The sequence below is a fragment of the Richelia sinica FACHB-800 genome (genome assembly GCF_014698825.1).
GTDB lineage: Bacteria > Cyanobacteriota > Cyanobacteriia > Cyanobacteriales > Nostocaceae > FACHB-800.
The window spans coordinates 17,016-43,533 of sequence record NZ_JACJTT010000044.1 but is presented as its reverse complement, the minus strand read 5'-3'; the positions used below and the strand labels follow the sequence as shown (position 1 = coordinate 43,533).

Sequence of the window (26,518 nt, the reverse complement as noted above, 5' to 3'; positions counted from 1 at the left end):
GTTATGTTCATTGGCTTGAGGAGATAATGTTATGTTGACTATTTTAGGCTTTTTAGAGCTACTCTATCTAAAGATGTAAAGTTTTGTATCGACATTCAACATTTCTGACAAGGTAGATATGGCTATCGTTGCAAATTGATTTTCCTGCCTAATGATTGTGTTAAATTGCCATTTTCTCAAGATTTACACTTGGATTTATCTAAAGTTTTTCCTGACTAATTAAAAATAATCAGGTGGAAATTGCACCATGTATATCTAAATATCCAATATCCATGTATATACAATTAATGCAGACACTTCCTAACTGTTGGATTCCTCAGACACAAACGCATCGTTGCGAGCGAAGATTTCAATCATTTCACTGCGAGTTAAATTGTGTTTAGCGGCGATTTCTGCCAATTTTTCCCAGGCTGTGTCTGTTAATCTAATGGAACGTAACTGTTTAGGCTCATTACCATAGTCTTTCTCAAATTTCCCTGCGGCATTGCGTTTACGTCTGGATGATTTCTGTCTGGTCCCTGAAAATTGATTGACAGAGACTGCGTTGGTAGTTTGATTTTTAGTCAGTACGTGAACTAAATTATCGATCAAGCGATCGCCTTCCATGGGTACAATATCCGCACCATGGAGCATATATTGGAGAATGGTGTAATGTACCAATGTTCCCAGAAACATCCGTGCGGCTACTTCTGGATCTGGGAGTTGCAATTCTGGATGAGCGGCAAAATACCCAGTCATCAACTCCAAAATCCGTTTATCTGTCTTCTCGATAAAGATTCTGGCCAGGGACGGAAAGCGTCCTGATTCACCAATAATTACTCTGACCAAATTCAGAAAAATATTTTCACAGGTGGTCTCATTGAGAATATTTGTAGCTATGCGACGCAGAACAACTTGCGGTTCTCCCTGAAGAAACTGCGGATCATGAGGATTAAATACTTCTTCATATCCATCCTCTGTTAATTGTTCAATCAGCTTGGTAAATAAGTCTTCTTTATCTTGAAAATAGCTGTATACGGTGGTTTTCGACACTCCTGCGGCAGCTGTTACCCGATCCATCGTTGCCGCAGCAAAACCATGTGCCAAAAACTCTTGCATAGCACCAGCAAGAATCGCTTCCACTTTATCTGCTGACAGCACACGCTCTGAATGTTCGTCTTCTGTTGTTCGCATTTTCCTTCTCATATCTAACAGCTTATAACGATTCACCCTGAAACGAACAAGGATGAGGGGAGAGTTAAATCTTCCTATCAGACTCTTGACATTATTGTACTATACAGTTTAGTTTATAAACATGAAAAATTAAACTATTTAGTTTATTTAGCATCCTAAATATAACAAGGACGCTTATGGTCAATGATGCTGGAAGTAGAAGTTTCCTAGTTTTCAAACCCAATTCTCGCCAAATCATGATGGCTGTTGCTGCTACAACCGTAGTCATAGGGGGAATTCAAGGTTATAGATTTTTGCAATTGCCATCGCCGGCTTCTGAGGCTGTCACCACCTCTTTAGTCAAACCTCAAATCAAAACGGTGACAGCTTTGGGCAGAATAGAACCACAGGGCGAGGTAATCAAACTGTCTGCACCTGCATCTAGCCAAAGTAGCCGAGTAGAAAAGCTATTGGTGAAGGAAGGGGACAAAGTAAAAGCTGGGCAGGTAATTGCTATTTTAGATAATCGCGATCGCCTGCAAGCTGCTTGGCAAGAATCCCAGGAAGCGGTGAACCTTGCCCAAGTCAATCTAGAAAAGGTCAAAGCTGGGGCTAAAATAGGTGAAATTCAAGCGCAAACAGCCGAAATCGCCCGTGTCAAAGCCCAAACACTGGGAGAGGAAGGACAGCAAAGAGAAGCTGTTGCCAGGTTAGAAGCCCAATGGGAAGGTGAAAAGACAGCGCAACAAGCAGCAATTAGGAAACTAGAAGCAGAACTCAAAAACGCCCAAATAGAATTTCAACGCTATCAGCAACTTTACCAAGAAGGTGCCACCTCCAAGTCTTTATTTGATAGCAAGCAATTGAGTGTTGATACCATTACTCAGCAATTGCAGGAAGCCAACGCCACACTCAAAAGAATTGACCGTACAGGCAGCAAGCAGGTTGAGGAAGCCAAAACCGTTCTCGCACGAATTAACGCCACAGGTAGTAAGCAGATTAAATCAGCCCAAGCCACCTTAAATCAAATTGCCGAAGTGCGTCCTGTGGATGTGGCCGCAGCCCAAGGGGAAGTAAAACGGGCATTAGCTGCCGCGAAACAAGCCAAGGCAAATTTAGACCAGGCTTACGTGCGATCGCCCCAAGATGGCATAGTGTTTGATATTCATACCCGCTCTGGGGAAATGGTATCTAGTGACGGCATTGTGGAAATTGGGCAAACAAATCAGATGTATGTGGTTGTGGAAGTTTACCAAAGTGATATTAGCAAAATTAAACCAGGACAAACGGTGAAAATATCCAGCAATTCCTTGCCAAGCGATTTACATGGCAAAGTCGATTGGGTAGGTTGGAAAATACAGCGTCAAAACATCATCAACAGCGACCCTAGCGAAAATATTGACTCTAGAGTTGTGGAAGTCCATGTAGGACTAGATAAAGCTTCCAGCGAGAAAGCTGCCAAATTTACCAATTTACAAGTCAAGGCGGTGATTCAACTATGACAGGATTTGTACAAGAACTACAACGCCGTACACCATTGGGATGGTTGCAACTCAGTCGTCATCGTAGCCGCCTCTTAGTAGCTTTATCAGGAATTGCCTTTGCTGACGTTCTCATTTTTATGCAGCTTGGCTTTCAGAACGCACTTTATGACAGCAACACACGTCTCAATCGTGCCGTGCTTGCAGACATAGTTTTAATTAGTCCCCAAAGCCGGAACATGCAAAATTTAGGCACATTTTCCCGGCGACGGCTACTGCAAGCAGCAGATGTACAAGGTGTTAAATCCACTCAAGCCATGTATATCGGTTCACTTACTTGGAAGAATCCCCAAACACGACGTAAAACCACCGTCCAAGCCATTGGTTTTAATCCAGAACAGCCATCCCTGGATATACCAGAAGTCAATCATCAATTAGATAAAATTAAGCTACCCGATTCTTTTTTGTTTGACCGTGGTGCTAGAGGTGAATATCAACAAGTTTTCAGCCAAGTTGATGCAGGTGAAGTTGTCACCACAGAAGTAGACAAACGCACAATTAGTATTAATGGATTATTCAAATTAGGTGCGTCCTTTGGGTCAGATGGGACACTTATTTCTAGTGATGATAATTTTTTAAGATTATTTCCGAAACGACAAGCGGGAAGTATTAATTTAGGCTTGATTAATGTGCAAGCAGGTTATGATGTCCAGAAAGTAATAGAGGGATTAAAATCTCATTTACAAACAGATGATGTAAGAGTAATGACGAAGGCAGAATATGTCAAATTTGAAGAAGATTATTTAAAGAAAGAAAGCCCCATTGCATTTATTTTTGGTTTGGGTGTGTCCATGGGCTTTATGGTGGGTGTGATAATTGTTTATCAAGTTCTATCCACAGATGTGAATGCCCATCTCAAGGAATACGCCACTTTTAAAGCCATGGGTTATGGTAATTCCTATCTTTTAGGAGTGATTTTTGAAGAAGCAATTATCTTAGCTGGGCTAGGCTTTATTCCAGGTTTTATCATTCCGCTCGGATTATATCAATTAGCTGCTGCTGCTACGGATTTACCGATCTATATGACCATGGCTAGGGCGGTGACAGTTTTATTATTAACAATAATTATGTGTACTATTTCTGGGATTGTTGCTACTCAGAAATTGCAAGCGGCTGACCCTGCGGATATGTTTTGATAGGTGACACAGGGAAGAAGACAGAAGTTGCAGAAGTTGCAGGAGTTACAGAATAATTAATCCTCAGCAATTACGCACAGGCTACGAAAGATATAGGTTTGAGATTCCTGCCCTACGGTCGCAATGACGAAAATACGTTAAGAAAGCGTAAGTCCTAATAAAGTATCAATATCAATCATAAATAAGTGAAAAATTATTATGCCTTCAGTTATTTCTATCCAGAATCTAGACCATTATTTTGGTAGTGGTCAACTGCGTAAACAAGTTTTATTTAATATCAATTTAGAAATCAATGCGGGGGAAATAATCATCATGACTGGCCCCTCTGGTTCTGGTAAAACCACATTATTAACCTTAGTGGGTGGTTTACGCGCTTCTCAATCTGGTAGTTTGCAGGTGTTGGGTAAAGAACTCTGCGGTGCTAATAGTAAACAGTTAACGGAAATACGCCGCAGCAACGGTTATATTTTCCAAGCCCATAACTTACACGGCAGTTTGACAGCAATTCAGAATGTACGTATGGGTTTGGAAGTTCATCCAAAAGTCTCACCCTCAGAAATGCTTGCCCGTGCCCAAGCTATGTTAGAAGCAGTAGGGTTGGGACATCGCCTCCATTATTACCCAGATAATTTATCAGGGGGGCAAAAACAACGAATAGCGATCGCTCGTGCATTGGTCAGTCAGCCTAAAATAGTCTTAGCTGATGAACCTACAGCTGCCCTGGATAAACAATCTGGTCGTGATGTGGTGGAATTGATGCAAAAATTAGCCAAGGAACAAGGCTGCACAATTTTGCTCGTCACCCACGATAACCGCATTTTAGATATTGCTGACCGCATCATATACATGGAAGATGGGCATTTAGTTAGCGATGCCTATGGTGGGCAAAGCCAGCGTGCTACTGCTGCGGCTTAACTATAGGGTTTTCAGTATTTTCCACTGCTGCTTTTAACTCCATTATGTATGTGTCAACCAGATGATCTGTCACAGCAAAAATGCGCGATATGATTTTGACCATAGGGTTGCGAATAGCTATAGTTTCTGTAATTTCTAACATTGTTCCTTGAGCATAGGGAGTAAAAATTCCCGTCCAGGTGCCACAGAATCCTTGAGTAGAAATAAACTCAATCTCAAATCTGCTGTTGGTCTGCTGATGAAGCACTTGGAAATCAATCACAGTACCTTGGATGGTTTCTTCAGTCCAACTACGACCAGAAGCTGGCATTCTCACAGCTTTAATGTCTTTACGCCATCTAGTTTGTCCTGCAACATCAGTGACAGTTTGAAACACCACTGCCGGAGATGCGTTGATTTCAGTCCTGCGAACAACTATCACTTGGTCAGGTAGCAATTTTGTGATCATCCAAAGCAAAAGGGCCAATACCGCGACACTTGCCCCTAATATCCATAAATATTTCATATCCTGCTATTGGCTTGCTGTCTATTATTTTGCTGGGAAAATCTTAAAATCAATAAAGCCTAACTCGCTTGACCGATAGTGCTATTTTTAATCTGATGGCAGCCGCAAACGTATCCAAAGTTCAGTGCGTAATTGTTCTGGGGGTGTCTGATTTGGGTCGTCTAGATAAAACTCCACCACAGCTTCATCGTGGAGTTCATAGCCTGTCTGCGGTATCCATCCACCAATTAAAGCCAGATAGGTATCAAGAATGGTATTGTATGGGCCAATGTGAGTAGCGATCGCATATTTTCCACCAGGTATATATCCTGTGGTAATTCCCCTCAACACATCTCCTCTGCCGTGATATTCAATACAGGCATCAAATCGCAGGTAATCTACTGGGGTAATATCTGGATCATCAGCACAAAGCCCAAACAGTCGAGCTTGTGCAACATTGATATTGGCAGATACAGCCCAACTCAACAGCCTAGAAAAGACCTGGCCACTTTCCCCATAAGCACCAACATGGCGAATTTGAGCCACAGATATGGGGTTAATGTGGCGAATTTCCACCCTATCTGGGGGAGAAATAGGAGACCCTAGATAAATTGGTAGTTGTCCGCGAAACTCTGAAGGCGCTACCCCGAAATATTCACGGAATGCCCGCGTAAACCCCTCATGAGAGCTATAACCAGCATCAAAGGCAATATCTATAATTTTCTGGTTGGTAACACGTAAACGACGGGCTGCCCGTTCTAACTTTAAGCGTCTAACATACTCCAAAATCGACTCCCCTGTGACACCACGAAATACTCGATGGAAATGGTGGAGTGATAGGTTAGCAACTTGAGACAACTCCACTGGTGATAACGGTTCAGCCAGGTGGTTAGCTATGTAATCTTGAACTAGCTTGACTCGTCGGCAATAATCAACCTTTGTTTTTTCTTTCTTCGGGGTCATCGTGATGCAACGAAACTTTAGATACTGGGTATTGACTTCAGGCGATCGCTTGCCGACTTGATTGAGGCATGAGTAAACTATCTGTGCAACAATTGAGCAACTATTTTTCCCCTCTTCCGACTCAAGTAATAGAATTCATATTTACTTCTATTTTGAATTTGGGATTTTCAACACTGAGCCGGAGAGTACGTGGTATATTTATAATCTAAGTCACTTGTGTTACTGTCTCTATTTGAAATTCAGCTAAAGTTACAATTTTATTTTCTACTGTTACAGTTTAAAAACTGTCTATGGCTAAACCATCACCAACAAAGTTATTAATCACGGGGGTATAAATGCAAAAAAAATTGCCCATGAGCAAACTCGCTATATGCTCCAACTAAATTATGGCTATCAGCCTAGATAATCATACGAATACACATACAGCTAACCATTTTTAAATTTAAAATCCTTATTATATCGGGTGCCAAGTATGTCAGTGCATCAACCTACTGCTGAAGAAACAACCGATTTAATGATTGGTTTTCATAACCAACAAAAGTATGGTTTACATAAAAATTCTGCACCTGTAGTTTCTCTGGCCACACGACAAGGAACAATTTCTCAGTTTCTAGCGCCCTTAACACAAGATACTTTTAAACAAGTTGTTCAAGACGTTGAACAAAAATTGCAGATTGTCCATCAAACCTTGTCAATGCTCGATTCTCAGGGATTTGAGACAATTCTCCAAGAAATGTTACACTCCATCACCTTAAAAATTGGTGAGTTATTAGGAGCCGATAGAACCACAATCTTTTTATTAGATGAAGAAAAACAAGAACTGTGGTCAATTTTAGCTGAAGGAGACAATCATCGCTCCTTAGAAATTCGTATCCCAGCTGATCAAGGTATTGCCGGGGAAGTAGCTACATTCAAACGAGTAGTGAATATTCCCTTTGACTTTTATGATGATATTCGCTCTGCCTTTGCTAAAGAGCAAGAAAAAAGAACTGGCTACCGCACATACACTATGTTAGCGTTGCCATTATTAAATTCTGAAGGCCAATTAGTAGCGGTAGTTCAATTATTAAATAAACTCAAACCTGTACACGACCCTAGTGATGCTTTAGTAGACAGAATTGATACCCGCGGCTTTACTAATTCTGATGAGCAATTATTTCAAGAATTTGCACCTTCAATTCAACTAATTCTAGAGTCTTCACGCTCATTTTATGTCGCCACACAAAAACAAAGAGCAGCCGCAGCACTGATGAAGGCGATTAAATCCTTAAGTCAAAGCAGCCTTGATTTAGAGGATACTCTGAAGCGGGTAATGGATGAAGCTAAGGAACTGATGAACGCTGACCGCAGTACATTGTGGTTAATCGACCATGAGCGACGGGAATTGTGGACAAAAATTGCCCAAGATAACGGTTCCACCAAAGAGTTACGTGTACCCATTGGTAAAGGCTTTGCAGGCATAGTCGCAGCCACAGGGAAAAAATTAAATATTCCCTTCGACTTGTACAATCATCCTGACTCAGAAACCGCTAAAGCCATCGACCAGCAAAATGGCTATCGTACCTGTAGTTTACTGTGTATGCCAGTTTTTAACAGCGATCAGGAATTGATTGGTGTTACCCAACTGGTGAATAAAAAGAAAGTAGGAGACTTTCCTAGTTATAATCCAGCTTTTTGGCCAGAGGCTCCCGAATGCTTCCAAGCAAGTTTTGACCGCAACGATGAAGAATTTATGGAGGCATTTAATATTCAAGCCGGGGTAGCATTGCAAAATGCTCAGTTGTTTGCCAAAGTCAAACAACAAGAACAAATGCAGCGCGACATTTTGCGGAGTCTTTCCAATGGCGTAATTTCTACTGATAAAAGTGGCTCAATTATTACTGCCAATGAAAGTGCTAAACGGCTACTAGGTTACGATTTAGAAGAACGAATAGAAGGCAGAGTAGTTAGTGATATTGTCAGCATTAAAGAGGGAGATTTTCGCAGGTGGTTTACAGATGCAATCAAGGGAAATGACCTCAAAAGCTGCCAGCAATATTATCCAGATCGCACACTCCTAACCACGGGAGAAGAACAACATAGTATCAATTTATCCCTCAATACCATTGCCGATGTCAACGACCAAAGCCAAGTGTGTGGTGCCTTGGTGGTGATGGAAGATATCAGCGATGAAAAGCGGCTCAAGAGTACAATGTACCGTTACATGACCCAAGAGCTAGCTGAAGAATTATTGAAATTAGATGATGCTAAACTAGGGGGCGATCGCAAAGAAGTTTCCATCTTATTCTCCGATATTCGCGGCTACACCACCCTGACAGAAAACATGGACGCTGAAGAAGTGGTGAGTATGCTCAATGAATACTTTGAATCAATGGTCGAGGCGGTGTTCAAACACAAAGGCACCCTCGACAAATACATTGGTGATGCCATCATGGCTGTATTTGGCTCTCCCCTGCCCCTAGAAGAACATGCGTGGATGGCAGTACGTACCAGCTTAGAAATGCGCTCTCGTCTACAAGACTTGAATAACAGACGCATAGCCACCAATAAACCCAAAATTAGAATTGGTATCGGCATCAATTCAGATACCGTAATTAGTGGCAACATTGGCTCTAGCAAGCGGATGGAATTTACCGCCATTGGGGATGGAGTCAACCTTGGTTCAAGGCTAGAAAGTGTCAGCAAACAATACGGTTGCGATATTATTATTAGCGACAACACTTTTAAACTTTGCGAAAACAACATTTGGGCCAGAGAATTAGATTACATTCGGGTCAAAGGTAGAAACGAACCAGTATCTATTTACGAATTAATTAGCTTACGTTCTGACCAAATTGACAGCACCAAATTACAAGTAATCGAGCATTATCATCAAGGAAGAGAATATTATCTCAACCGCCAATTTACCAAAGCCCACGCGGAGTTTGAGCAAGTCTTAACCGCAGATGCCCATGATAAAGCGGCTCTTTTACACATCTACCGTTGTCAACATTGGTTACAATCTCCTCCTTCTGATAGAGACTGGGATGATGGAGTTTGGACTTTTACAGAAAAATAAAATTTGAGCAGAATTTGGAGTTTGTTTTCATTTCTAAAATCATATGGCTCTCACAAATGAGAAGAATCTCTAGGAAATTATGCTGTTGCAGTCACCAATTTATTAAAAGATAAAAACTGTAATTTACCTTTGATTCCTGTCGTTTTACCTAATGGTGACAGTGCTTATTGAGATGCAGATACAATAGGAAATTTCTCAATTAGGGTGTGATCTCAAAATTAATGTTAAAATGACAATACCAACTAAGTTGGAAATAGGGATTTTATAGTAATTTTTATCTACACCCAGATGTTCTGAGAAACCATGCCACAGGACTTATCGCCCCTCTGGATATCACTAAAAACATCATTTTTAGCGACCTTCATTACCTTTTTTGTGGGTATTGCTACTGCCTACTGGATGCTGGGATATCGAGGCAAAGGGAAATCCTTGATAGAAGGAATATTCGTTGCACCGTTGATTTTGCCACCAACAGTGGTTGGTTTTTTATTGCTGCTATTGTTTGGGAAAAATGGCCCGGTTGGTAAATTAATGGAGCCGTTTGATTTTACGATTGTGTTTACTTGGTATGGTGCAGCGATCGCTGCAATAATCGTATCATTTCCATTAATGTATAAAACTGCACTGGGGGCTTTTGAACAAATCGATGCCAATTTACTGCGGGTAGGGAGAACCTTAGGGGCAAAGGAATCAACCATTTTTTGGCGAATTAGCTTACCTTTGGCATTACCAGGGATTTTAGCAGGTACTGTATTAGCTTTTGCCCGTGCTTTAGGTGAATTTGGGGCCACATTGATGCTAGCGGGGAATATTCCCGGACAAACCCAAACCATACCCATGGCGATTTATTTCGCTGTAGAAGCGGGGGCAATGAATGAAGCTTGGTTTTGGGCGATCGCTATTATGTCGATATCCCTCTCAGGGATTATTCTAGTTAATTTTGGGCAAGAATTCAAACAAAATAAGCGACACACGCCCAAAGAAACCAAAGCAACTAAAAACCTAGAATCAGCAAGTCAATTCTTTCCCCTACCTACCAACACCACCTCCGGTTTAATAGTTGATATTGAGAAAAGATTAGGAAATTTTCTACTGCGGGTAGCTTTTCACAGTGATGATCAACCTTTAGGATTATTAGGTGGTTCTGGTGCTGGTAAAAGTTTGATATTGCGCTGCATTGCTGGCATAGAAACACCAACCAAAGGGCGAATTATTTTAAATGGCAAAGTTTTATTTGATTCAGAAAAAGGAATTAATCTTCCTAGTAGGGAACGAAAAATAGGGTTTTTAGTGCAAAATTACGCCTTATTTCCCCATCTCACCGTCGCGCAAAACATAGCTTTTGGCTTACCCAAAGGATTATCCAAGGGCAGTGTGCGGGTGCAGATCGAACAACAACTATTAGCTGTACAATTACAGGGATTAGGCGATCGCTATCCCCATCAACTTTCCGGTGGACAGCAGCAAAGAGTAGCCTTAGCCAGAGCATTAGCTAGTCAACCAGAAGCATTACTCTTAGATGAACCGTTTTCTGCATTGGATACACATCTACGAAGTCAGCTAGAACAGCAGATGACAGAAACCCTAGCAGATTATCCAGGTGTTACCTTATTCGTCACCCACAACATGGAAGAAGCATATAGATTATGCCCCAACTTATTAGTTTTAGAAAATGGCACAGAAGCTCATTACGGTTCCAAATACGAAATATTCCAACATCCAGCCACTAAAAATGTGGCACAAATTACTGGTTGTAAAAACTTTTCCCGTGCAGAAATTACTTCACCACAAATAGTAAAAGCCATTGATTGGGATTGTCAACTGCAAGTTATAGAACCCATGCCTGACGAATTATCCCATATTGGTATTCGCGCTCATCAATTGATTTTTACTCAAGATGCTGAAAAAGCAAATACCTTTCCTTGTTGGTTAGTTAGAACCAGTGAAACACCTCATCGTATGACCGTATTTCTCAAATTACATTTTCCTGCTCAAAATCCCCAAGATTATCATTTACAAGCAGAAGTATATAAAGAAAAATGGGTAACAATTAAAGACCAACCCTTTCCTTGGTATGTACATTTAGAACCAATCCGATTAATGCTCATGAAATAATCACAATTACCAATAGAAAAGTTCTAAATCTCATTCTCCTCTCTGCGACTCTGCGCCTCTGCGAGATAACTTAATTTCCCACAGAAGAAATAGCACACACCTGTAACCCAACAGGTGTATTAATAATAGTCGCTTCTACACCAAAAACTTCAGCAATATTTTCTGGATTTAACACCACTTCCGGTGTACCGACTTCCCAAATTTGACCTTGTTTCAATAAAGCAATGCGAGAACTATAACGGGCAGCTAAATTTAATTCATGTAAAACAGTAACTATAGTGAGACTGTGCTGTTGATTTAAATTGTTTAATAATTCCAACAACTGTAATTGATAATTAATATCTAAATAAGTAGTCGGTTCATCTAATAATAAAACTTTTGGTTCCTGTGCTAAAGCCAAAGCTAAAAAAGCCCGTTGTCTTTCTCCACCCGATAGCTGCTCCACCAAGCGATCGCTTAAATTGGCAATTTGGGTTTCTTGGATGGCTTTATCAACTTTTTGCCAATCTTCAGAGGTTAATTCCCATTGCCACCAAGGTTGATGGGGTGTTCTACCTAAACTGACCAATTGCCGCACAGTTAAACCGACAGGTAAGGTTTGTTGTTGGGGTAAAAGTGCTAATTTTTGGGCAACTATATTGGGTGGTTGGGAATGAATGGCTTTGCCATCTAATAACACCAATCCTTGTTGAGGAGAGAGTATGCGACTAATTAATTTTAATAAGGTAGATTTACCTGAACCATTAGCACCAACTAAACTTAACCATTCGCCAGTTTGCAATGCTAGGTTAATATTTTTCACAATTGGTGCAGTAGTATAACCGCCTGTTATATCTTGGATTTCTAGGGGCATTGATGATAAATGAAATCATGAATAGTTGATTGGTATCTATATTTTAGCAATACTGAGGATAAGTTCAGACTAATAGTGAATATAGCAATTACCATTCCAGTGAGCAGCAGTAATAATTAAACGCAGATGGACAGAGATAATTTTGTAATTTATTAGACTAGGAAGTTTTATATCTGCAAATTCTAACTTTTGTCATGATAATTAAAAAAATACTATCAATTTCCTATTTTGCAGCAATTAAATTAACTGTGACAAGTTTATCAAAATTTCTAGGCAATCTGTTACAAACAGGGAAAAATGATTTGTATATAAACAAACACCGATAAAATTCAAAATCTGTTTTTGTTATATGATATGTGTTGATGGAATATTCATCCTATGAACTATAAATTTCATCTCCAGTTCATCTTGCTGCTGGTTATCAGTGCAATTCTCACGACTGGTTGTCAAGGGCTTACTTCCAATGGTCTTTCTAACCCCAATACTTTTTCTTCTTCAGATGAGGATAATAATTCTAATTCTTCCTCACTCCGAAGAGATAGAAATCGGGATTTAGAACGGAACTCTAACCGCAATTTTGAAAATAATTCAGAAAGGAATTCTGACAGTAACTTTGACAGTAATTCAGAACGGAATTCTAACCGTAACTTCGACAATAACTCAGAAAACAATTCCAATTCTAGTTTAAGCAGTAGACAAAGAACCCAGATTCGACAAATTCGTGATGAAACAGAAGAAAAAATATTAGCTCTTCTCAACTCGGAACAACAAGAAAAATTTAATGAACTCTATCGCAGAAATCAGGAATGGACTCTGCGTAAGTTGCGATCGCTCAATCTGTCCTCAGACCAACGACAACAAGTGCAGGAAATTCTCCGTACCCAAAGACAGGAACTAAGAGAAGTTATCAGTTCAGAACGGCAAGGACGCAACAGAGAGAATTTTTTTCGTTCCAGGGAGTCTAACTCTTTCGAGTGATTACTTACCTATTCCATCAGCCTGACGATAAAGTAACCAAATAAATAATGGTGAACCTAGCAAAGCGGTAACTGAACCTACTGGTAACTCTACAGCCCCTAGTCTCGCGAGTAAATCAGCAAACAACAGTAACCAAGCCCCAGCGAGGGCAGAAATCGGTAAAACAAAGCGGTTATCTGTACCTACAATGAGGCGCACGCCGTGAGGTACAACCAAGCCCACAAAACCGATTAAACCACAAATGCTGACTGCACCTGCGGCCAGTAAGGTCGCTACACCGCCAATTAATAGCCGCGATCGCACCAAGGATACACCCAAACCCACGGTTAAATCATCACCCAAAGCTAATACATTCAGCGATCGCGCCAGCAAGCACCCCACTAACAAAGCCACAATAATATAAGGGCCAGCCGTGGAAACTTCCTTCCACCCGCGACCATTCAAACTCCCTACCAACCAACTCAAAGCAATTTGGATCTGTCCATCTTCTGCTAACAGCAACAAGGTACTTTGGATAGCACCAAATAAGGCACTGACCGCTACTCCCCCTAAAATCAATCGTTCTACAGAAATTCCCCCACCGGCACGACCCAAAAAAATCACCAGTGCAGAGGTGAAAATTGCTCCTAACCAAGCTGCAATGGGAATAGCAACGGGGAACACCTGCAAAACAATCATCACAATCACAATCAATCCGGCACCAGCAGAAATGCCCAAAATAAAGGGGTCAGCTAAACTGTTACGTAGCATCCCCTGCAAAAGTGCGCCAGACATGCCCAAAGCCGCACCCACTACCAACGCTGCGACAATGCGGGGAAATCGTAAATCCCAAAGAATCGTTTGTGTAGTTGGGTCACCTTGGCGTAAGAATGCTTGCCACAATTCACCTAAAGGCAAGGACACAGCACCTTGAGACACAGATAAAAACAGCGTGACTATCAAGGCGCTACTCAAGATGCCAATGGCCCAAAATAATCGATTGTGAGTGAAAATTTTCTGCACAGTATGACCCTTTACAGCCATTCTAAGAGCGATCGCTCTGTCACCACTCTTTGATATACAGCTTCCGTTTGCTGGGCCAGTTTTGGCCAGCTAAACCGCCTTTCTAAATCTTCATAGGCATTATCCACCAACCAGCGACTATAACCAGGATTTTTCAACACTTCCAAAATGCCCCAAGCCAAAGAATCCGAGTTATTTACCTGAGTGACAATACCTGTTTTTGTATGTTGGACAACTTCTGGAAAACCGCCTGTATCTGAAACTACCACAGGTACACGGGAAGCAAAACTTTCTAAGGCCACAATCCCAAAAGGTTCGTAAAGACTGGGAAACACTGCACAATCAGCCACAGTTTGGAATTTATCGAGATATTCTTCAGAAAGAAAACCTGTGAAATAACATTTATCCCAAATTCCTAAATCCGACGCTTGACGTTTGAGATGGTCAGTATTGCCACCACCGACAATCACAAATTTGACATAACCACCCATTTCCCACAGGATTTTGGGTGCAGCATTTAATAAAACTGGAATTCCCTTTTCATAGGTCATCCGACCCAGATAGTAAACAATTTTTTCATGATCCGCAGCAAATTGGCGGCGAAAATCCTGAGCGTGAAAATCCTCGTGATGCTTTTTCTTTTCAGGACGAATGCCATTAAAAATCACATCGACTTTATCCACTGGACTGTGTAGAGCACGCTGTACTTCTCCCCGCATATATTCAGTACAAACGATAATTCGCCAAGCATCGTAGGCTAGTAAATTTTCCTTTTGATGAATATAGCTTTGAGTTTCATTGTGAATACCGTTATAGCGACCGTATTCCGTAGCATGGATTGTAGCAATCAGAGGAATCTTAAAAAGTCGTTTCAGAGCGATCGCTGCATCTCCCACTAACCAATCATGGGCATGGATCACATCAAACGGCCCTTCCTCCAAAATCAACTTACCACCTTGGTTGCCCATACTTTCATTTAAGTTGACAACCCAATGAAAAAAATCATTTCCCGGTGCTACTGGTACTCGATGGACATGAATTCCCTCTATTACCTCATACAGCGATGCTTGCCCAAACTCTGGTGTAATCAAATGGATATCATGCCCTAGTTTGACTAGTTCCGGGTAAAGTTCTGCAACATGACGTGCAATCCCTCCTACTATCCTCGGTGGAAATTCCCAACTCAGCACTAATATCTTCATTGACTTGACTCCCCGACGATTGACAAACATCTCGAACAACAAATTTGGTAATCAGCGCGAGTACGTGACCAACAATTTTTAGATTTTTTTAAGTTGTTTTGATAAAGCTTATCAAAGGTTGTCAAGTTTGGGAAACCAACCGCCTCCTCTTCATGAAAACGATAAAAATTAGGATGATGTCAGCAGCAAAATCAAACACCACACCAAAAGCTACTGCCGACATGTTGGTGAATTCCTATGAGTATTAAGTCAATGAATAGACTTGACTTGTCTCGAGGAACAGTGGCAATATTTGACATCAGGTTGCTCCTCCCATCCCCGAAGCCCAAGCCAGCTATGCCCTGGCGGAATGAGAGGGCTGCTGGGAGAAGTTTGTCGAATTAGCTTTCACACAAATTACTCCCCTAATCTTTGTATATCTAGCAACCTTAAAGTACAATCAAATCAGTAATCAAAATCTGATTCTTCCAGATCCTCTATCACCCATGTCATCCAATGAGCATGAGTTATTAATCTGGCCCTGGTAATTAGAGATTGATTCCAGAGAGTAATTGAGCGTAGCGAGATTTTTTGTTAGATTGAACATAATAGCCCTGTGATACTTTTGCACAAACATTATGGTTGAGGGGATAAATGGCGATGCTCACCCCAAGTGGCTCTGGGTTGAGTGACTACAACACTTGGTACTACTCCATTACCAAGGTAGCCATCAACGTCAGTTAGTTTTATCCCCAAGTTAGCGCTGCTGTCGAGGTGTGAAGAACCTCTTCTAGTTCGCTGACATAGTGGTAAGCGAGCTTCCTTCACCACATAGGCATTCCTGTGAATTTCTTTCCAGGCAATGAATGAGGGTTGTAATTTGGGATGAAAGTACCCCCCGTACAGACCAAAAAAGCCGCTTTAGCCGAATCCATAAACCAGTAGTTGCCCCGAAGCCCAGTGACATCAAATTGCCACAAAGTTAGCCCAAGTGGTAACGAGAGGTATGGTAGGCATTTCCTATGACAGATGTACTTTGAGGAAGCTGCGCGATTTCTAGTGCAAGATAGCTTACATTCATACTAATTAGCAATCGTGGTGATACCCCTCAGTCAGACCATAGATATCGTGGCTCAAATCACCTACTCTCATCCCAGGTTTGATAATGCAAATCCTTGTATTGGCTAGATTTTTGCACTTGGATACATCTTCCTGATTTTAGTAATAGGGTGAGTATTCGTCTTCTGCCCAGGCACTATACCTAAAGGAAGAATTATTTACTGGGATCAAAGAATTATACTGAGGGGCTGGGCCTGTGGAACTGCTTTTCAGGTCTAAATCAACACTGTCCTAAACAAATAAACTGGACTGTTGATTACCATAGACTCAATCAATTTATCTGGTTGAGTTTTTTTGGATCAACAGATGGGAATGAGAATTTCCCCAAACATCAGCCTTGCTGACTGCTAATAGCTGTGAGACAAATTCGTCATAGCATATGCTTAAGGTCAGATTTACCCTTGGCAACAGAGAAATCCAAAAAAGTTGTGTCCGTACTCGTTCTGAACACAAAAGTTAAATTATTAACTATATACATTATTTGTCATCTATCAAGGGATATAAATTATCTTTTAACAAGAATAAATTTCCTTTATTGATGAAAAATTCTGCAAATCCTATTCACGCAGCGTGGCACAGAAAGAAGAAGACAGAAGTTACAGAAGTTGCAGAAGTTGCAGGAGTTACAGAATAATTCATGCCATTGCTGCTGAATTCTTACATTTTTCAACTCCTGTTCGCGCAGCGTGCCGTAGGCATACTCCTGTACGGGCGGGTTTACCAAAATTCTCGTTCATAGTTGATGATATCTGTAAACCCGCCCCTACTGACTCCTCTTGTCTGACAAGAGCATTTTGCTCATGAACACTTCTTTATCATGGGAACAAAGTTGAGCAAACAAGATTGAGCCGATGTTGACTAAGATTAAGGACTTAGCTACTGCTATAGCACCCCGCTTAGTAGAAATTCGCCGTCATATTCACTCTCACCCTGAATTGAGTGGTCAAGAGTATCAAACTGCGGCTTTTGTGGCAGGTGTTTTATCTTCTAGCGGTTTACATGTGCAGGAAGGGGTGGGCAAAACAGGGGTAATTGGTGAACTCAAAGGAACTCCTTCAAGCAATACTGTGTTGGCAATTCGCACGGATATGGATGCTTTGCCCATTCAAGAACGGACTGGGTTAGAATTTGCCTCTCGACGAGAAGGGGTAATGCACGCTTGTGGTCATGATGTCCATACTACTGTTGGATTAGGTACAGCCATGGTGCTGTCGGCAATTGCGGAAGAATTGGGTGGTCCTGTGAGGTTTTTATTCCAACCAGCTGAAGAAACTGCCCAGGGAGCTAACTGGATGGTCAAAGACGGGGCGATGGATAGGGTAGGAGCCATATTTAGTGTTCATGTGTTTCCTTCCATCCCTGCTGGCTCTATAGGCATTCGTTATGGTGCTTTAACTGCGGCTGCGGATGATTTGGAGATAGTGATTCTTGGTGAGTCAGGACATGGGGCCCGTCCCCATGAAGCTGTTGATGCAATTTGGATTGCATCACAGGTGATTACAGCCCTACAGCAGGCAATTAGCCGCACACAAAATCCGTTGCGACCAGTGGTGTTGAGTATTGGCAAAATTAAGGGCGGTAGAGCGCCCAATGTGATTGCGGATAAAGTAGAGTTATTGGGTACGGTGCGATCGCTTCATCCTGAAACCCGTGCACAATTGCCGAATTGGATTGACAACATTGTTGCTAGTGTGTGCAATTCCTATGGGGCAAAGTACCAAGTTAATTATCGCCAAGGTGTACCCAGTGTCCAAAATGATTATGGACTCACCCAATTATTACAATCGGCAGCAGAAGAAGCCTGGAGTAGCGATCGCATTCAAGTTTTACCAGAACCATCCCTTGGGGCTGAGGATTTTTCTGTGTATTTAGAAAAAGTCCCTGGTTCTATGTTTCGTTTGGGTGTAGGCTACAAAGATAGAATTATTAATCACCCTTTACACAATCCCCTGTTTGAAGTTGATGAATCTGCCATGATTACAGGTGTGGTGACTTTAGCTTACGCCGCCTATAAATACTGGAACAGCAAATGATGTGGCCACTGTCTGGGTTGGTTATTGGTAATTGGCAGCAATTAATCATTGAAAAAATAGAATTAATCTGGATAATTTCTTGATCACAATCTACCAATTACCATTGACCTATCTCCAGGATTTATTGTATTTAATTGCATACATTGATTATTCTTTAGAATCCTGATTAAGAATAAAAATTACGTAAATAAGATTATTTACAGAAAAAATTAATGCTATAATCACATTATTAAAAACCTGGCAAAAAATATTTGCATATAAATAAATTTCTGGTTTTTAATTTCGACCCTAGCCTTAGAATCAGACATTTTAAATCATGGCACCCATTGAACCAAAAGCTTCAGAAATGACAGAACAAACAAATAATACTTGGTATTTGGTTAATGTCCGTTCTAAAAAACGGGAAGTATTTTTAAAATATTTAAAAATTGCCATTCAGCAAAATCAGTTACAAGAGTTATTTGTAGATGTGAGATCGCCTCAAGATACCATATATGAAGATATAGTATTAATGAATCTTAGTAACTTTAGAAATGCTTATTTACATTTACAAAAAATAGAATGTTTTCAAGCTATAGAGCGTAAACCATTACCATCAGCCCAGGTAAATCGCATGTTAGGAATTGGCTAATCGTGATTAGCCTTTTACCAATCCCAAATTACCACTGGGGTAGTAGGTAAAAAGAAATTACTGCACTTAGAGAGTAACTATCCAGGTCATAAAAATTGAATCAATGTTAAACTATGACCGAGATATAGTTGTCAATTGCAGAAAATCGCACTGACTCTTGACAATGCGATTTTCTGTTTACTTAACAATCTTCACTACGCTGATATTTTTACATTAACAATCTTCCACTGGCAGTTGATTAAACGTTTGCTCCCCTAGTTCTTGCAATTTCTTTCTGAATTCTGCTTTTAGCTGATTTAAATTGAGTAGCTAATTCCTCAGTTTCTTGAGTATTTAAATTATTACGAATTGCGGCAAACATGGTGCTTTCTTCTTGACGCACATGATCCATAACTTCTTCCATTAACTGTCTGATTCTATCTTTGAATTCAGGTGCAGAAGGACTCAGGGATTGGAGTTGTTCAAAGACAATGGGCCACCTAGCTTGTTCATCATACAATTCTTGGGTGTTGGCTTCACCGTAAAAAGGTCTGACTCTAGGATAAACAACCTCTTCTTCTGCATGAGCATGAGCACTCAAATCTTTAACAATTTGCCCAAAGTATTCTTGAATTTTTTGAGGGTTATTACTTTGTAGCAATTCTGTAAATAGAATATTCACTTTGTTGTGATCCATACGGAGAACATCTTGAATATTCATATCCTGTTTATCGGAACTTTGGGTAACAGCACTACCAACAGCACCGCTAATAGCCGCAATGGCATCTTGAACTCTGGCCCAAATGCCCTGGTCTGCTTCTTGTCCTGTCAGTTCTCGCACTGCCAAAATTTCTAAAATACCTTTTAATTGTTCTTGGTGCGCGCGGTTTTCAAAATTAATAGTATTTAAAGGGCCAATTGCAGCCATGACATCAGCCCCTACTTTTTGAGCAGCTTTGTGAATTACTAAACCAGTCATTACTTGTTGATGTTTAAGTAATTCATGTTGAAATACTTTTTCAGAAAAACTTAATTCGTTACCTTCCATTAATTGGCGTATTTGCTGCACTAAATCTTGTAAATTTTCTTTTGGTTGTGCTTGAATACCATATTGAACAATTACGGTTGCTAAAATACCTTGATTTTTTTGATCATCATCCAGCATCCTGCGGAGATTTTCAACTATTTCTCCATCACTACATTCTCTAATAAACTGTTGTTCGTTATCAATTAACAACTGCTGAATTAATTTCATTCCAGCTAATTTTGCACCAATAGCATTACGTTTTGTATCATCTAATGTGGTAACCATTTTAGTTTCTCCTCAAATATTGATAGGGAATGTATCGCCTATCTCAGGTTGCCACAAAGATAAATTGTCTTCCATCTTTCTTTTGAGCGATCGCTAGATTCAACTATAGATATAAAACCAGATTTTACGTCTAAAAACTGTGGTTATTCTCAGAGAAAGATAATATTATTTGCTGGTTCCATCTATGGATAGATAAATTATGATTTTGATTTTTCTAGATTGACTCAAAGATAGTCATCTGATTTTGGAGTTGAGATTTTCGATTTTGGGTTGACTCTACAGATACATCAGGTAGCTGATACCAGACCAGAATTGTTCAGAGGAGAATAATTGATAATGCCAGAAAGTCCTGGAATAGGAGAACAAGCACTGAATAAAGTGGCAGAAATGGGCATATCTAGTCAGTTAGATGCAGTAGAAAATTTAGATGTCAACATCAAAGCTGAACCTCTAAAATTAGTTCAAGGAGAGGTAGAAGCGGTATCCATTGCGGGTGAAGGTCTCGTTATGCAAAAAGACCTCCGCATGGCAGAAATGGATATGCAAATCAACAATGTGGCTATCAATCCTCTGAGTGTAGCTTTAGGCAAAATAGAACTGACTAAACCTGCTATGGGTAAGGCTAGGGTGGTGTTAACCGCAGCAGATATAAATCGGGCATTTAACTCAGAATATGTTCGCAATCAATTGCAAAATCAGCAGATTTTAATTAATGGACAAACTACAAAAATTTCTCCCGAACATGTGAATTTTGATTTACCTGGTAACGGTAAAGTCAGTATCGATGCCAGCGTTTTAGTGGTCGATACAGGAGTAGTTGAAAAAGTGGCATTTTCAGCAGTTCCTGAAATTAGTGCTGATGGAAAAACTGTTTATTTAAAAGATGTAGAAAGTTCTCAAAACCAGGAAGTTTCACCACAATTAACCCAGGCTTTAATTGATGCAACCAGTGAAATTTTAGATTTGAGTAATTTTGATTTAGAAGGCATGAGTCTGCGGGTGAACCAATTAGAGGTGGATACAGGAAAACTCACCTTGCAAGCGGCAGCTGATGTTGCCCAAATTCCTACTGCTTAATCATTTGGATGCAAAATTATGGACACAACAACAACAGAAACAACTTCTACTCCTTTTCCTCATATTCCACCCATTATTGAAAGCGATGATCGAGAATATCAAGATAGTGGTGTACCCAGTACAGTAGCGATCGCTGGACATCCTCTCCATCCTCTGAGTATAATCTTTCCCATCGCCTTTTTAGCCGCAGCTTTAGGGAGTGATTTTGGCTATTGGTTAACCCGTGACGTTTTTTGGGCTAGAGCTTCTTTTTGGTTAATTGGATTAGGATTATTCACAGGAATCATAGCTGCGGTCATTGGGATGAGCGACTTTTTACAAATTGAAAGAGTCCGCAAACGTGCCGCAGGTTGGGCGCACATGATTTTGAATATTTCTTTACTATTATTTACAGTAATTAACTTTTCTCTGCGCTGGGGAAATATAGAAGGACGAATTTTACCTTGGGGTTTATTACTTTCCTTAATTGTGGGGACATTAACCAGCATTTCCGGGTGGTTTGGGGCAGAACTTTCCTATCGTCATAAAATCGGTGTAGTGGGTGCGGGTAGTAAAAGATATCCCTAAATAGATTCACTGCATTCGGTCAATTGTCCGATACTGAATAGCTTCAGCAACATATTGGGGTTTAAGATTTTCATCCCCTGCCAAATCGGCAATAGTCCGTGCTACCTTGAGAATGCGATCGCTAGCTCTAGCAGATAAGCCTAACTTTTTAATAGCAGCTTCTAATAAGTTCCGACTTCCGTCATCTAACTGACACCATCGCTGTAGGTGACGGCTTTGCATTTGGGCATTACATCGCAGATTTCCTTCACCTTGGAACCGAATTATAGCGCGATCGCGTGCCTGTTGTACCCTTTTGCGTACAGACTCAGATGATTCTCCCGTAGCTTGTTGAGTGATTTCCTCTGGTTTTAAACGATTTACCGCTACTTGTAAATCAATTCTATCCATCAATGGCCCAGACAGTTTTGCCCAATATTGTTCTCGTTGTCGGGGAGAACAGGTACAGGCTTGAATCGTATCACCATAGTAACCACAAGGGCAGGGATTGGTACTAGCTACCAAAGTAAACTGGGCCGGAAACATCACTGACTGTCGAGTCCGAGAAATGGTCACATAACCATCTTCCAAGGGTTGACGGAGAAATTCCAACACATCCCGTTTAAACTCTGTTAATTCATCTAAAAATAAAATACCTCTGTGGGATAAAGAAATTTCACCAGGACGAGGAAAACTCCCACCACCTACCAAAGAAGGCCCGGATGCAGAATGATGGGGACTGCGAAAAGGGCGATCGCATACCAGAGTACCACGATTTTTCAACAACCCAGCCACCGAATGAATCCGCGTCACTTCCAAAGACTCAGAAAAAGAAAGTGGGGGTAATATTCCCGGTAAGCGTCTAGCTAACATAGTTTTGCCACTACCAGGTGGCCCTACGAATATCAGATTGTGTCCGCCGGCAGCTGCAATTTCCAAAGCCCGACGCGCATGGGCTTGTCCTTTGACATCCTGTAAATCTACTCCTCCAGACAACACCTGTTCACCATACTCACGATTTTGAAACTGAACAGGTTGATAACGTCCAGGATTATTTAATAAATTTACCACCTCAGATATATTTTGACATCCATAGACAGCCAATCCTTCCACTACCGCAGCTTCTTGGGCATTATCTGCTGGCACCACCAACCCAGAAATGCCCATTTTTTGTGCCGTAGCTGCTATCGGTAGCACCCCCGCTACAGGACGTAAACTACCATCTAGGGACATTTCCCCTAAAAACAGAAAATCTCCTAACAAATCAGCCCTGACTTGTTCCGAAGCCGCTAAAATTCCCACACTGATAGGCAAATCAAAAGACGGCCCTTCCTTACGTAAATCTGCTGGAGTCAGGTTAATTACAATCTTTCTTTGGGGAAAAGCAAAACCGGCATTTTTCAAAGTCGCTTTTACCCTTTCCTTTGATTCCTGAATTGCTGAATCAGGTAAACCCAACACCACAATTCCCGGTAAACCCCCGGAAACATCCACTTCTACCCCGACTTTCACCGCATCAATACCAAAAATTGACGCACTCCAAACCCTAGCTAACATTTCTGACTTTACCTGTAACCCTTTAGAATCTCTAACAGATATCTAAGTAAATTTGCATGAGTAAAACCACTCAAGAACGGGATGAATAATCAGAATTATGTACTCAAAACCGTCCAGTTACAATAATGGCAGCTAGAGATGTAGGTGAATTATAGTTCAAGCATTCACAAAACCATTAACCTTGGCAGAATTCCTCATCCAATACGGTAATAACCCCCACTATGAACTTGCTGATGGAGAATTGATTGACATGGAACCAACTGGCCCCCATGAAGCTGTTGCTGGTAAACTGGCAACTAAACTGGGTATTGCCATCACTGAGGCCCAACTTCCCTGGTTTATTCCTCGCACCTGTCTTATCCGTCCTTTTGCAGAAACCACCACAGCCCGTCGTCCTGATATTGTAGTATTAAATGAAACGCTGCTTCACCACGAACCTTTTTGGGAAAACGAACCAGTTATTGCTTTAGGACAATCAATTAAATTAGTAGTTGAGGTGGTGAGTACAACCTGGGAAAAATATTATGCACGTAAAGTTGAAGAATACGCTGTATTAGGAATTCCTGAATATTGGATTGTTGATTATCGTGGGTTGGGTGGAGTAGTTTTTATGGGTAAACCAAAACAACCGACATTTACAGTTTGTCAACTAATTGGTGAAGATTACAGCCAGCAAAAATATCGTTTAGGTGAGTTTATTAAATCTCCTCTTTTACCTTCGCTGCAACTGCGATTAGATGATGTTATGCCAAGATAATCTTTTTTGTATTAGCATTAAAGGAATAATTAATATATGGAAAATAATTCTATTGCGGATATTGTAGAAAAAGTTCAATCAGGAATCATTCATATTATTCATATAAACTTCGATGGAGAACGAGTTTCATCTGGGACTGGATTCATGGTTAATGGCTATTTAGTCACAAATTATCATGTTGTCTATCAAGCACCGAAAGAATCAAAAATAGTTTTAAAAACTTATGACAGTGATCGCAATAAACCTTTAAATGGAATAATTGAATTAGAACGTGATGAAGATGGTTATTTTTCAGGTTTAACTAATAAAGGAGAGAAAAGAGATGGTTCATTTATTCAGGCATTGAGTGAAGAAAATAAAAATGATTATATTGTTTTTGATATTCCTGAACTAAGAGAAGAAAAATTAAAATTATATAATTTTTCATTTGGAATTCATGAAAACAAAAGAATAGGAGAACCTATTTTTTTCCTGGGATATCATTTTGATAATTTTCAACTTACTTGCCATACAGGCATTATATCATCTTTTAATGAAAGGAATCGTAGTCATATTATACAGATTGATGCAAGTGTCAATAGTGGCAATTCAGGAAGTCCACTTATAGATCCAATTACACACAAAGTTATTGGCATTATTACTCGCAAAGAAACAGGTTTAGATAAAAATTTTAGTTCCTTTTATTCTGTTGTTAAAAACAATATAGACTTTCTAGATTCAACAAGATTATCTTTCATACAACAACAAGATAAAGAAATTGAAAAAAGAATTAATGATGCCATATTTAATAAAGGAATTTTTGAGAGAGGATATAACAAAATACAAGATAACATAAATTATAGAGACACCATAGAAGGAATTATAGAGAAATTGTCACAAAATAATGCTAATTTACTAGAAATCGCTAAACAGATTGAACGATCTGCTAATGTAGGAATAGGTTATGCTTTCTCTGTAGATAAACTAAAGAATGAAAAATGTTTCTTGAATGAACAGGAAGATATCATAGGTTTTACAGCTAGAAAAATAACTGTAGAATTTGATAGATTAAATCTGTTTTACTCCATTCCTAAACAAGCATTAGTCAAACCACCTGAAAGTGAATCAGGTTATGTACCGGATATTTTATTATTAAATCGAACCAATTTAGTCAATGAACCACTTTGGCAAAAACAATCAACTGTAACTCAAGCTGCATCTATTCCCTTAATTATTGAAGTTGTTAGCACTAATTGGCGTGATGACTATTTGACTAAATTACGAGATTATGAAGAGATTGGCATCCCTGAATATTGGATTATTGATTATTTAGGTTTAGGTGGTGTTCGCTATATAGGTAGTCCTAAACAGCCTACGATATCTATTTACTTATTGATTGAAGGTGAGTACCAAGTACAGCAATTTAAAGATAATGAAAAGATAATATCCCCAACTTTTCCAGAATTAAATTTGACTGCACAACAGATTTTTCAAGCAGGTAATATCTGATTAAAATCAATATAAAATCAAGCAGAATTGTATATACTTAAAACTTCCATATCTCACCTTATAATTTCTGGTAGTCATACCCTATCTAATACAAACTTAGCAAAAAAAGCGATCGCCCCCAACCAGACCACCACACCAAATGCTTTGCACAGCCCCAGCCATACCTTAAAATCTCTAGCAGATGAATAGGTGAATCTGCATGAGTCAAACCACAGAGACCATTTTTAGCAAAATTATCCGCAAAGAAATTCCTGCGGATATCGTTTATGAAGATGACTTAGCTTTAGCATTTAAAGACCTTCATCCCCAAGCACCGGTTCATATTCTCGTGATCCCGAAAAAACCCATCGTCAACGTTGCTAACGCAGAACCGGAAGACCAGGCTATATTAGGACATCTTTTATTGACAGCCAAACTGGTAGCAGAACAAGCTGGACTTAGCAATGGCTACCGTCTGGTCATCAACAACGGTGCTGATGGTGGTCAAACAGTCTATCACTTGCATATTCACATTTTAGGTGGCCGCCCCATGGGATGGCCTCCCGGTTGATTTTACCCGATATTACCAACCATTGAAACTCTGGTGAGGTGGGCATCTTGCCCGCCATGATCATTGATAGCACAAATCAAAACTTGAATCT

The 26,518-nt window shown here is 40.2% G+C and carries 23 protein-coding genes and 1 pseudogene; 15 read left to right on the top strand and 9 right to left on the bottom strand.

Going from position 1 to position 26,518, the window contains the following annotated elements; all coding sequences use genetic code 11:
• Nucleotides 1-300 precede the first annotated feature (300 nt).
• Nucleotides 301-1,173: a TetR/AcrR family transcriptional regulator gene (locus tag H6G73_RS21315; RefSeq protein ID WP_242034270.1), complete on the bottom strand. Its 873-nt coding sequence runs from the start codon at nucleotides 1,171-1,173 to the stop codon at nucleotides 301-303.
• 176 nt (nucleotides 1,174-1,349) lie between these two features.
• On the opposite strand from H6G73_RS21315, the gene H6G73_RS21310 reads away from it, so the two are divergent.
• From H6G73_RS21310 to H6G73_RS21300, 3 genes are all read left to right on the top strand, one after another.
• Nucleotides 1,350-2,654, top strand: coding sequence for an ABC exporter membrane fusion protein (locus tag H6G73_RS21310; protein ID WP_190608095.1), 1,305 nt, complete (start codon nucleotides 1,350-1,352; stop codon nucleotides 2,652-2,654).
• Entirely contained in the window at nucleotides 2,651-3,829 is a 1,179-nt protein-coding gene (gene devC, locus H6G73_RS21305; RefSeq protein WP_190608094.1) for an ABC transporter permease DevC, read from the top strand. Before H6G73_RS21310 ends, devC begins: the two co-directional genes overlap by 4 nt.
• A gap of 198 nt (nucleotides 3,830-4,027) precedes the next feature.
• A complete protein-coding gene (locus tag H6G73_RS21300) occupies nucleotides 4,028-4,744 on the top strand; it encodes a DevA family ABC transporter ATP-binding protein (RefSeq protein ID WP_190608093.1) in 717 nt (238 codons plus the stop codon).
• Here H6G73_RS21300 and H6G73_RS21295 read toward each other — a convergent pair.
• On the bottom strand, nucleotides 4,728-5,249 hold the full coding sequence (locus tag H6G73_RS21295; protein ID WP_190608092.1) for an SRPBCC family protein: 522 nt from the start codon (nucleotides 5,247-5,249) through the stop codon (nucleotides 4,728-4,730). The two genes, H6G73_RS21300 and H6G73_RS21295, sit on opposite strands and share 17 nt — an antisense overlap.
• 87 nt (nucleotides 5,250-5,336) lie before the next feature.
• Nucleotides 5,337-6,191 (bottom strand): AraC family transcriptional regulator, encoded by an 855-nt coding sequence (locus H6G73_RS21290; protein ID WP_190608091.1) that lies wholly within the window; start codon nucleotides 6,189-6,191, stop codon nucleotides 5,337-5,339.
• 472 nt (nucleotides 6,192-6,663) lie between these two features.
• Here H6G73_RS21290 and H6G73_RS21285 point away from each other — a divergent pair, with 472 nt between their 5' ends.
• Entirely contained in the window at nucleotides 6,664-9,249 is a 2,586-nt protein-coding gene (locus H6G73_RS21285; RefSeq protein ID WP_190608090.1) for a GAF domain-containing protein, read from the top strand.
• A 303-nt stretch (nucleotides 9,250-9,552) separates the two neighbouring features.
• On the top strand, nucleotides 9,553-11,364 hold the full coding sequence (gene modB / locus H6G73_RS21280; RefSeq protein WP_190608089.1) for a molybdate ABC transporter permease subunit: 1,812 nt from the start codon (nucleotides 9,553-9,555) through the stop codon (nucleotides 11,362-11,364).
• 70 nt (nucleotides 11,365-11,434) lie between these two features.
• Here the strand turns inward: modB and H6G73_RS21275 are convergent, their stop codons facing one another.
• Nucleotides 11,435-12,217 carry an ABC transporter ATP-binding protein gene (locus tag H6G73_RS21275; protein ID WP_190608088.1) on the bottom strand — a complete coding sequence of 261 codons (783 nt, stop codon included), beginning with the start codon at nucleotides 12,215-12,217 and terminating at the stop codon, nucleotides 11,435-11,437.
• A 378-nt stretch (nucleotides 12,218-12,595) separates the two neighbouring features.
• Between H6G73_RS21275 and H6G73_RS21270 the strand changes: the two genes are divergently transcribed.
• Complete coding sequence (locus H6G73_RS21270; RefSeq protein ID WP_190608087.1) at nucleotides 12,596-13,195, top strand: hypothetical protein; 600 nt, start codon at nucleotides 12,596-12,598, stop codon at nucleotides 13,193-13,195.
• Here the strand turns inward: H6G73_RS21270 and H6G73_RS21265 are convergent, their stop codons facing one another.
• From H6G73_RS21265 to H6G73_RS21255, 3 genes are all read right to left on the bottom strand, one after another.
• Nucleotides 13,196-14,197 carry a FecCD family ABC transporter permease gene (locus tag H6G73_RS21265; protein WP_244997444.1) on the bottom strand — a complete coding sequence of 334 codons (1,002 nt, stop codon included), beginning with the start codon at nucleotides 14,195-14,197 and terminating at the stop codon, nucleotides 13,196-13,198. It lies immediately after the preceding gene.
• An 11-nt stretch (nucleotides 14,198-14,208) separates the two neighbouring features.
• Nucleotides 14,209-15,399, bottom strand: coding sequence for a glycosyltransferase family 4 protein (locus H6G73_RS21260; RefSeq protein ID WP_190608099.1), 1,191 nt, complete (start codon nucleotides 15,397-15,399; stop codon nucleotides 14,209-14,211).
• 615 nt (nucleotides 15,400-16,014) lie between these two features.
• Complete coding sequence (locus H6G73_RS21255; protein WP_190608085.1) at nucleotides 16,015-16,209, bottom strand: hypothetical protein; 195 nt, start codon at nucleotides 16,207-16,209, stop codon at nucleotides 16,015-16,017.
• 1,139 nt (nucleotides 16,210-17,348) lie between these two features.
• Here H6G73_RS21255 and H6G73_RS21250 point away from each other — a divergent pair.
• Both H6G73_RS21250 and H6G73_RS21245 read left to right on the top strand, forming a co-directional pair.
• On the top strand, nucleotides 17,349-18,530 hold the full coding sequence (locus H6G73_RS21250) for a M20 family metallopeptidase (protein WP_190608084.1): 1,182 nt from the start codon (nucleotides 17,349-17,351) through the stop codon (nucleotides 18,528-18,530).
• A gap of 316 nt (nucleotides 18,531-18,846) precedes the next feature.
• The gene (locus H6G73_RS21245; protein WP_190608083.1) at nucleotides 18,847-19,161 is read left to right on the top strand and encodes a chromosome segregation ATPase; all 315 of its coding nucleotides are present in this window, start codon (nucleotides 18,847-18,849) and stop codon (nucleotides 19,159-19,161) included.
• Between the two features lie 238 nt (nucleotides 19,162-19,399).
• Here the strand turns inward: H6G73_RS21245 and H6G73_RS21240 are convergent, their stop codons facing one another.
• Nucleotides 19,400-20,452 carry a hemerythrin domain-containing protein gene (locus tag H6G73_RS21240; protein WP_190608081.1) on the bottom strand — a complete coding sequence of 351 codons (1,053 nt, stop codon included), beginning with the start codon at nucleotides 20,450-20,452 and terminating at the stop codon, nucleotides 19,400-19,402.
• 336 nt (nucleotides 20,453-20,788) lie between these two features.
• Between H6G73_RS21240 and H6G73_RS21235 the strand changes: the two genes are divergently transcribed.
• Nucleotides 20,789-21,529, top strand: coding sequence for an LmeA family phospholipid-binding protein (locus H6G73_RS21235; RefSeq protein ID WP_190608079.1), 741 nt, complete (start codon nucleotides 20,789-20,791; stop codon nucleotides 21,527-21,529).
• Between the two features lie 18 nt (nucleotides 21,530-21,547).
• Nucleotides 21,548-22,096, top strand: coding sequence for a DUF2231 domain-containing protein (locus tag H6G73_RS21230; RefSeq protein WP_190608077.1), 549 nt, complete (start codon nucleotides 21,548-21,550; stop codon nucleotides 22,094-22,096).
• 6 nt (nucleotides 22,097-22,102) lie between these two features.
• Here the strand turns inward: H6G73_RS21230 and H6G73_RS21225 are convergent, their stop codons facing one another.
• Nucleotides 22,103-23,632, bottom strand: coding sequence for a YifB family Mg chelatase-like AAA ATPase (locus H6G73_RS21225; protein ID WP_190608075.1), 1,530 nt, complete (start codon nucleotides 23,630-23,632; stop codon nucleotides 22,103-22,105).
• Between the two features lie 151 nt (nucleotides 23,633-23,783).
• Between H6G73_RS21225 and H6G73_RS21220 the strand changes: the two genes are divergently transcribed.
• From H6G73_RS21220 to H6G73_RS21205, 5 genes and pseudogenes are all read left to right on the top strand, one after another.
• On the top strand, nucleotides 23,784-24,389 hold the full coding sequence (locus H6G73_RS21220) for a Uma2 family endonuclease (RefSeq protein ID WP_190608098.1): 606 nt from the start codon (nucleotides 23,784-23,786) through the stop codon (nucleotides 24,387-24,389).
• A gap of 36 nt (nucleotides 24,390-24,425) precedes the next feature.
• Nucleotides 24,426-25,085, top strand: a pseudogene (locus tag H6G73_RS24590) (S1 family peptidase); the annotation flags it as partial.
• Nucleotides 25,086-25,259: 174 nt separating this feature from the next.
• Nucleotides 25,260-25,877: a Uma2 family endonuclease gene (locus tag H6G73_RS24585; RefSeq protein WP_390840593.1), complete on the top strand. Its 618-nt coding sequence runs from the start codon at nucleotides 25,260-25,262 to the stop codon at nucleotides 25,875-25,877.
• 27 nt (nucleotides 25,878-25,904) lie between these two features.
• Nucleotides 25,905-26,066 carry a hypothetical protein gene (locus tag H6G73_RS21210; RefSeq protein ID WP_190608072.1) on the top strand — a complete coding sequence of 54 codons (162 nt, stop codon included), beginning with the start codon at nucleotides 25,905-25,907 and terminating at the stop codon, nucleotides 26,064-26,066.
• A gap of 10 nt (nucleotides 26,067-26,076) precedes the next feature.
• Entirely contained in the window at nucleotides 26,077-26,427 is a 351-nt protein-coding gene (locus H6G73_RS21205) for a histidine triad nucleotide-binding protein (RefSeq protein WP_190608070.1), read from the top strand.
• The last annotated feature ends 91 nt before the right edge of the window (nucleotides 26,428-26,518 follow it).

Coding starts and splice junctions, on each gene's coding strand:
- H6G73_RS21205 (WP_190608070.1), top strand. CDS start 26,077: ATGAGTCAAACCACAGAGACCATTTTTAGCAAAATTATCCGCAAAGAA.
- H6G73_RS21275 (WP_190608088.1), bottom strand. CDS start 12,217: ATGCCCCTAGAAATCCAAGATATAACAGGCGGTTATACTACTGCACCA.
- H6G73_RS21310 (WP_190608095.1), top strand. CDS start 1,350: ATGGTCAATGATGCTGGAAGTAGAAGTTTCCTAGTTTTCAAACCCAAT.
- H6G73_RS21250 (WP_190608084.1), top strand. CDS start 17,349: ATGTTGACTAAGATTAAGGACTTAGCTACTGCTATAGCACCCCGCTTA.
- H6G73_RS21270 (WP_190608087.1), top strand. CDS start 12,596: ATGAACTATAAATTTCATCTCCAGTTCATCTTGCTGCTGGTTATCAGT.
- H6G73_RS21285 (WP_190608090.1), top strand. CDS start 6,664: ATGTCAGTGCATCAACCTACTGCTGAAGAAACAACCGATTTAATGATT.
- H6G73_RS21235 (WP_190608079.1), top strand. CDS start 20,789: ATGCCAGAAAGTCCTGGAATAGGAGAACAAGCACTGAATAAAGTGGCA.
- H6G73_RS21245 (WP_190608083.1), top strand. CDS start 18,847: ATGGCACCCATTGAACCAAAAGCTTCAGAAATGACAGAACAAACAAAT.
- H6G73_RS21230 (WP_190608077.1), top strand. CDS start 21,548: ATGGACACAACAACAACAGAAACAACTTCTACTCCTTTTCCTCATATT.
- H6G73_RS21225 (WP_190608075.1), bottom strand. CDS start 23,632: ATGTTAGCTAGGGTTTGGAGTGCGTCAATTTTTGGTATTGATGCGGTG.
- devC (WP_190608094.1), top strand. CDS start 2,651: ATGACAGGATTTGTACAAGAACTACAACGCCGTACACCATTGGGATGG.
- H6G73_RS21295 (WP_190608092.1), bottom strand. CDS start 5,249: ATGAAATATTTATGGATATTAGGGGCAAGTGTCGCGGTATTGGCCCTT.
- H6G73_RS21240 (WP_190608081.1), bottom strand. CDS start 20,452: ATGGTTACCACATTAGATGATACAAAACGTAATGCTATTGGTGCAAAA.
- H6G73_RS21290 (WP_190608091.1), bottom strand. CDS start 6,191: ATGACCCCGAAGAAAGAAAAAACAAAGGTTGATTATTGCCGACGAGTC.
- H6G73_RS21300 (WP_190608093.1), top strand. CDS start 4,028: ATGCCTTCAGTTATTTCTATCCAGAATCTAGACCATTATTTTGGTAGT.
- H6G73_RS21260 (WP_190608099.1), bottom strand. CDS start 15,399: ATGAAGATATTAGTGCTGAGTTGGGAATTTCCACCGAGGATAGTAGGA.
- H6G73_RS21315 (WP_242034270.1), bottom strand. CDS start 1,173: ATGCGAACAACAGAAGACGAACATTCAGAGCGTGTGCTGTCAGCAGAT.
- modB (WP_190608089.1), top strand. CDS start 9,553: ATGCCACAGGACTTATCGCCCCTCTGGATATCACTAAAAACATCATTT.